General features: G+C 67.3%; 7 protein-coding genes. 3 read left to right on the top strand and 4 right to left on the bottom strand.

Annotated features, from left to right (window positions below; translation table 11 throughout):
• Positions 1 to 827: NAD(P)H-dependent flavin oxidoreductase (locus WC493_RS20895; RefSeq protein WP_373068166.1), on the top strand; the 827-nt coding region annotated here is incomplete at its 5' end.
• Complete coding sequence (locus WC493_RS20890) at positions 824 to 1,426, top strand: 2-hydroxychromene-2-carboxylate isomerase (RefSeq protein ID WP_373068164.1); 603 nt, start codon at positions 824 to 826, stop codon at positions 1,424 to 1,426. The genes WC493_RS20895 and WC493_RS20890, both read left to right, overlap by 4 nt.
• Here WC493_RS20890 and WC493_RS20885 read toward each other — a convergent pair.
• Positions 1,423 to 2,607 (bottom strand): NAD(P)/FAD-dependent oxidoreductase, encoded by a 1,185-nt coding sequence (locus WC493_RS20885; protein ID WP_373068162.1) that lies wholly within the window; start codon positions 2,605 to 2,607, stop codon positions 1,423 to 1,425. The two genes, WC493_RS20890 and WC493_RS20885, sit on opposite strands and share 4 nt — an antisense overlap.
• A gap of 229 nt (positions 2,608 to 2,836) precedes the next feature.
• Between WC493_RS20885 and WC493_RS20880 the strand changes: the two genes are divergently transcribed.
• On the top strand, positions 2,837 to 4,852 hold the full coding sequence (locus tag WC493_RS20880) for an autotransporter outer membrane beta-barrel domain-containing protein (RefSeq protein ID WP_373068160.1): 2,016 nt from the start codon (positions 2,837 to 2,839) through the stop codon (positions 4,850 to 4,852).
• A gap of 45 nt (positions 4,853 to 4,897) precedes the next feature.
• Here the strand turns inward: WC493_RS20880 and WC493_RS20875 are convergent, their stop codons facing one another.
• The 3 genes from WC493_RS20875 to WC493_RS20865 form a co-directional block, all read right to left on the bottom strand.
• Complete coding sequence (locus WC493_RS20875; protein ID WP_373068158.1) at positions 4,898 to 5,374, bottom strand: nuclear transport factor 2 family protein; 477 nt, start codon at positions 5,372 to 5,374, stop codon at positions 4,898 to 4,900.
• Between the two features lie 14 nt (positions 5,375 to 5,388).
• Positions 5,389 to 6,186: an SDR family oxidoreductase gene (locus tag WC493_RS20870; RefSeq protein ID WP_373068156.1), complete on the bottom strand. Its 798-nt coding sequence runs from the start codon at positions 6,184 to 6,186 to the stop codon at positions 5,389 to 5,391.
• Between the two features lie 11 nt (positions 6,187 to 6,197).
• The coding region (locus WC493_RS20865; RefSeq protein ID WP_373068154.1) for a sulfotransferase at positions 6,198 to 7,050 on the bottom strand (853 nt) is incomplete at its 5' end.

Below are 7,050 nucleotides of genomic sequence, written 5' to 3'. Positions count from 1 at the left end.
TCGACCGCTGGTTGGGCGGGCTCCGGGATGAGTTGGACGCCCACCGCGCCGCCAACCCCGAGGCCGTGGTGGCCCCTTTCGGCGTCAATCTCGTGGTGCATCGGACCAATGCCCGCTTCCAGCCCGATCTCGACATCGTGGCGCGTCACCGGGTGCCCCTGGTGCTCACCTCGCTCGGTTCGCCGGCGCCGGTGGTCGAGCGGGTCCACGCCTATGGCGGCCTCGTCTTCTGCGACGTCACCAATGCCGCCCACGCCCGGAAGGCGGCGCAGACGGGGGTGGACGGGCTGATCTGCATCGGCGGCGGTGCCGGCGGCCATGCCTCGCTCCAGGGCGCCTTTTCGCTGGTTCGCGAGATCCGGGAATTCTGGGACGGCTGCCTGGTGCTCGGCGGCTCGATCGGCGACGGTTTCCAGATCCGCGCGGCCGAAGCGCTGGGCGCCGATCTCGCCTATGTCGGCACGCGCTTCCTGGCCACAAGGGAATCCAATGCCGCGGACGACTATAAGCAGATGATCGTGGAGGCCGGCATCGACGACCTGGTCTATTCCGACCGCCTCTCCGGTATCGGCTGCAACTGGCTGACGCCGAGCCTCGAACGTGCCGGCATCGACATCGCCAGCCTGCCGCCCAAGAGTCCGGACCTCAGTTCCCTGAACGACGGCGAGGCCCGCCTCTGGCGTGATGTGTGGACCGCCGGCCAGGGGGTGGCGACGATCCACGACGTGCCCTCGGTGGCCGAGCTGGTCGACCGCATGGTGGCGGACTATGCCCTGGCCTGTGCCCTGCCCCCTTCGCCCGCCCTCGCGACCGGGTCCAGGCCATGACCGCACCGATCGACTTCTTCTTCGACTTCGCCTCGCCCTACGCCTATTGCCTGGCCGACTCGCTGGCCGAAGTGGCCGCCCGGCACGGCCGGTCCTTGCGTTGGCGGCCGATCCTGCTCTGGGCCGTCTTGAAGCAGCATGGCATGCCGCCGCCGCTCGAACACGAAGTGAAGCGGCGCTATGTGCTGGCCGACATGGCGCGCTCGGCCCGCTTCTTCGGCAAGCCGGAGTTCCGGATGCCGGATCCCTTCCCGGTCTCCACCCACCTGCCGGCACGCCTGTTCCACCATCTGGAAGCGATGCAGCCGGACGCCGCCGTACCCTTCGCCCGCGCGGTCCTCGACGCCGCCTTCCGCCGGGGCGCCCATCTCGCCGATGCGGCAACGATCGCCGCCCTGGCCGGGGTCTGCGGCGTCTCGCCCGAGGTCGCGGCGGCAGGCATGACCGGCGATACGGCCAAGGAAGCGCTTCGCCTCGCCAACGAAGCGGCGGCGGCCCTCGGGGTCTGGGGCTCGCCCTTCGTGGTCCTGGACGGCGACGCCTTCTTCGGCGCCGACCGCCTGCCCCAGATCGAAGCCCGGCTGGAAGGCCGCCTCTAGACCGCTTGGCCGGCGGCCCAGCCGCTCGACCAGGCCCATTGGAAATTATAGCCGCCGAGCCAGCCGGTGACATCGACCGCCTCGCCCACGGCGAAGAGGCCGGGCACCGCCTTGGCCATCATGGTCTGGGACGACAGGCCGGCGGTATCGATGCCGCCCGCGGTGACCTCGGCCTTGGCGAAGCCCTCGGTGCCGGCCGGCGTCACCACCCAGTTCTTCAGCCGCTCGGCCATGGCGGCCAGGGCCTTGTCCGAAGTCTCGCCGATCGGCCGAGCCGCCTCTCCCGCCAGCGCCTGGGCGAGGCGGGCCGGCAGCACCTCGGCCAGCACCGTCTTCACTTCGGCCCGCGGGCGTACCTGCTTGCGCTCCTTGAGGAAGGCCAGGGCGTCGAGATCGGGCAAGAGGTCGAAGCCGAGCGCCTCGCCCGCCCGCCAGTAGGACGAGATCTGCAGCACGGAAGGCCCGGACAGGCCGCGGTGGGTGAACAGCATATGCTCGCGGAAGCGGGTCTTGCCGAAGCGCGCCACGGCATCGACGGAAACGCCCGAGAGCGGCGCCGCAAAGGCGAGATCGTCGCCGCCGAGGGTGAGCGGCACCAGCGCCGGCCGCGGCTCGACGACGTCGAGGCCGAAGCGCCGCGCCACCTCATAGGCGAAACCGGTCGCCCCCATCTTGGGGATCGAGGGGCCGCCGGTCGCCAATACCAGGCTGGGGGCCACGAAAGTGCCCCCCTCGGTCACCACCGTGAACCCGCTGCCGTCGTGCCCGATATCCGTGATGCGCCGGCCGAGGCGGAGATCGACGCCACCCGCCGCCGCTTCGGCCAGCAGCATGTCGACGATCTGCCGCGCCGAACCGTCGCAAAACAATTGGCCCAGCGTCTTCTCGTGCCAGGCGATGCCATGGCGCTCCACCAGGGCGATGAAATCATGCGGGGCATAGCGGGCCAGGGCCGATTTGCAGAAATGCGAATTTGCCGAGAGGAAACAGGTCGACCGCACGTTGAAATTAGTGAAGTTGCAGCGGCCACCGCCAGAGATCATGATCTTCGCTCCGGCCTTCCCGTTATGGTCGAGGAGAACCACGCGGCGACCGCGGCGGCCCGCGGTCAAGGCGCACATGAGCCCCGCAGCGCCAGCCCCCAAGATCACGGTATCCGCGGCCGTCGGCAAGGCGCTCATCGCTGAAACCGGCCGTGAAAGGCAGCCAGCGGTGTGACAAGGATCGTGGCAAGGCCGCCCCACCCCGCCCGAATTGCTCCCTTACCGCAGCGAGGCGACATTCTCATGATCCAGATCATTTTCCCGATTGCGACACCACTCTAACTCTGCCAAATGTGGCTTGGGGGTGGCGGATTCGCCACAGCAAGGTCAACGCAATAGACTTGTATTTTTGATCGGGGGAATTTTCATGAAAAACTTGAACGCGCTCGTCCGAGCGGGGTCGACGTCTTTTGTCGCCTTGACCGCGGCATTGCTGATTGCCGCACCCGCCCGTGCCCAGGTCGCCAGTGCGGTGATCGACAACGGCACCGTGGCGCTCGGCGTCAACGACACTGGCGAGTTGATCACCAGCGGCGTCGGCCTCACCTTCCTGGCCTCGCCGGCCGGCAGCCAGGACGCCCTGACGCCCGGCTGCGCGTGCGAAGCCTGGGGCGTCGGCGACTACTCGACCATCGGCGATCCGACCCCCTTCTTCGGCAATGCCGGCCAGGCGACGGGTGACCGCAACCTGAGCAACGCGACCCTGACCGTCAGCGGCACCGGGACCGACCCGCGCTCGTCCGGGTCGAGTGCCCTCTCCACCGTCGATGTCTCGGTCGCCGGCTCCAGCCGGATGCTGACGGTCAGTCACGACTATCACCCCAGCGTCGATTCGCACCTCTATCAGGTCGATGTCTCGATCCGGAACACCGGCACGACCGACATCACCGAACTGCGCTATCGCCGGGCGATGGACTGGGACATCCCGCCGACCGAATTCAGCGAATTCGTCACCATCCAGGGCCTGCCCGCCACCAACATCGTGGCGACCAGCGACAACGGTTTCGCCAACGGCAATCCGTTGGAGACGACCGGCAGCATCTCGGCACCCGAAAACACGAATTTCGACGATAACGGCCCGGCCGACCACGGCGCCACCTTCGATTTCAACTTCGGCGCGCTCGCCGTGGGCGACACCCGCAAGTTCGTGATCTTCTACGGTGCCGCGGCGTCCGAGGCAGATGCCCTGGCGGCGCTCCGCGCCGTCGGTGCCGAAGTCTATTCGCTGGGCCAGCCGTCAAGCACGGACGGTGATACGCTCGGCATCCCCAACACCTATATCTTCGCCTTCGCCGGCGTCGGCGGCACGCCGCTCGGCAGCGCGGCCGACGTGACGCCGCTCTATGTCGACGTGCCACTGCTGATCACCAACGACCATTTCAGCAACGTCGGCCTGCGCCTGTCCGGCCACCTCGGCGGCGGCGAGAGCACGCTGACCACAGTCGCCGCGATGCTCGACGGCTCGGCCGAAGGGCCGACCGCATCGTCCGGCGGCACCACGGTCGACAGCCTGTTCGGCGTCCAGGGCCTGCACGGCTTCGTGGCGACCTCCTATGCCGGAACGAAGGTGAGCACCCAGGGCGGCGTGCTGGGCGGCGACGTCAACGGTTACGACATCACCGCCGGCGTCGACTATGACGTCATGCGCAACGAGGGTATCGTCGACTCCGCGCTGGCGGGCCTCGCGGTCGGCTGGTCGGGCTTCTCGACCGACGTGCACGACGGCGGCTCGACCAACGACGGCCACGCCATGTCGCTGATCGCCTATGGCTCGGCCACCATGCTGCACGCCCTGAACGTCGACGCCTTCCTGGGCTACAGCTGGATCAGCTATTCGGCCGAGCGCCTGTCGGGCGGCCCCGGCAACTACGCCAATGCCGACATCGACGGCAGCGATCTCGGCGCCCAGATCAACGCCGCCTACGACATCAACATCCCGACCGGGATCGAGAAGACGACCTTCATCGTCTCGCCCCATGCGGTCGCGACCTATCACAACACGACGATCGACTCCTATGACGAGAGCGGCTTCGCGGCCCGCCATGTCGATGGTTACAGCTCGGATTCGCTGACCTCCGAACTCGGCCTGCACGGCCAGGTCGGCTTGCCGGTGCCCGGCGTGGATCAGCCCCTGCTGCTCCGCATCGGCGCCGGCTGGGTGCATGAATACCTGAACGACGCCTATGTCGTGCATCAGTCGATCGGTGCCGTCAGCCTGACCGCCGACAGCGGCAAGCCGGACCGCGACTATGCGCGTTTCACCGGCGGTCTCGCCATGCCGGTCAATCCCGGGGTGGCGGTCGGCCTCGACTACGAAGGCACTTACGGCAATTCGGTGGTCGACCACCAGTTGCTGACGCTGCGCGCCCGCCTGGCGTTCTGATCCTGCGGCCGGCGCCCCGTCCTTCCGGGCGGGGCGCCGTGCCTCTCAAGCCCCGGCCTTGGAGCCCAGCAGATGGGCCGTCAGATTGGCGTCCGGGATCTGGTGTACGCGCTCGAACAGGCGCGAATAGGTCGCCTTTCGGATCAGCCAGCGGCCGCTCTGCTTCACATATTTGTCGACGTAGAAGGAACTGCCCTCGACCACCGTGTTGCCGAAGGCGAGCGACATGGTCCAGTCGATCAGGGTCCAGTGGCCGTCCGCCGTGTCGTCGTCATGCACTTCGATGATCGGGTGATGCACCGTGTGACTGGAGACGAGCTGCGGGTTGAAGGCTTCCTTGATCGCCTGCAGGACATTGTCGCGCCCGACATAGTGGAAGCGGTAGATGCCGCCCTGATAGTCGACCTCGGCATCCTCGGTCAGCAGGGTTTCGAGCAGGGCGAGATCGCAGGTGTCGATCGCCCGGCAATATTTGTATTTGAGCTGTTTGATCAGCTCCATGTCTTCGAGACGCAGGGCCATTGTCCTCTCTCCCCTCAAGCCGGCATATATTCGCCGCCGTTCACGTCCAGCATGGCGCCCGTCACCTGCACGGCGAAATCCGACAGCAGCATGAGGGCGGCACGGCCGCATTCCTCGTCCGGCGGGATGCGGCCGAGGGCGATGCGCGCGACCGCCTCGGCCACCGCCTCGTCCTTGGTGCGGCCGCTCGACATCGCCTTCCATTCGAAGAACATGTCGGTCGCCGGCCCGCCCAGCCAGCCCATCACCGTCATGTTGACGCGGATCCCCTCCGGCCCCAGCTCGAGCGCGAGCTGGCGGGTGAGCGAGGCGAGCGCGCCCTTGGCCAGCACGTAACCGCCCTCGCCCATCAGGGGCTTGCGGTTCGCCATGGTGCCGATGTTGACCACGGCGCCGCCGCCCTGTTTCTGCATCTGCGGGCGGACGGCGCGGATCATGTTGAGGGCGCCGGCCACGATCACGTCGAAGGCCAGCCGGAGATCCTCTGCATCGTTGTCGAGCAGCGGCACCATGGGCGGGTGGTAATAGGCCGAATTGATCAGCCCGTCGATCCGCCCGAAAGTCTCGACCGCCTTGGCCGCGACGGCGTCGCAATCTTCCTGTTTGGAGACGTCGCCCTGCACGGCGATCGCGGTGCCGCCGGATTCCAGGATCGCCGCCAGCACGTCCTTCATCACGAAGTCCGAGCGCGAGACCATGACCACTTTGGCACCCGCCGCCGCCGCATCGCGCGCCATCTTGGCGCCCATGCCGGGCCCGATGCCGGTGACGATGACGACCTTGTCCTTCAGCAGCATTGTACCCTCCCCCATTTGATTTTCGTTCAGGCCAAACATTCGGCCGTGTAGAAGGCGAATTCCTGTTCCAACCCCTCGCGCGTCAGGCCGAATTCCTCCGGCGTGTAGCGATGTGCAGGGTGGCGGTCGCGGGCGTTCTCGACCAGCCATTCCTTCATGGCGGCCACTTCGAGGTCACCGAAGGGAAGCCCCAGGGCGCCGTAGACCCGCTCCGCTTCGCCCATCGGATCACGCTGCACATCTTCGTAACGCGCATCGATGAAACGCGACGGGTCCTTCTCGCGGAGCCGGATCACCTCGGCCAGGGAGCGACGGAAGCGCTTGACCCAGAAAGGCCCGAGGGTGGCGGGGTCGAGGCTGTCCGTGTTCGGCTTGGTCAGCGCGGCCGCCATCGAGGCATAGGAGGGCACGGTCTGCACCGGTGTCCGATGCGTCATCACCACCCGGCATTCCGGGAAGACGGCGAAGAGCGCGGGCAGTGCCGTCAGGTGATGGGGCGACTTCAGGATCCAGCGCTTGCCGCGGCGTTCCGGCGCCTGCCATTGCAGGATCTTCAGCCAGTCCTTCAGCTCGCGGTAGGCCGGGGTCTGGTCGAAATCGAGCAGGAAGCGGTCGTAGGACGGCACCTTCAGCATGGTGGTATAGCCGGTCGACAGGAAGGAGCGGTCGAGCAGCAGCACGTCCTCCTCGTAACCTTCAGGGTCGATCGGATGGATCGAGGCCATTTCCGGCATGGTCGCCAGATAGATCTGCGCGACCTGGGCCGCCGCCTCGCGCCGCGGCGTCGGATCGCCCGGTTCCTCGCCCGGGAAGGGCATGGGATTGAGCAGTTCCCACGAGAAGGTCGAGGTCAGATGGGGCGAACAGGCGAGCAGGCGG

Source organism: Zavarzinia sp. (genome assembly GCF_041650655.1).
Classification (GTDB): Bacteria; Pseudomonadota; Alphaproteobacteria; order Zavarziniales; family Zavarziniaceae; genus Zavarzinia.
This window is presented reverse-complemented; position numbering and strand designations above follow the sequence as displayed.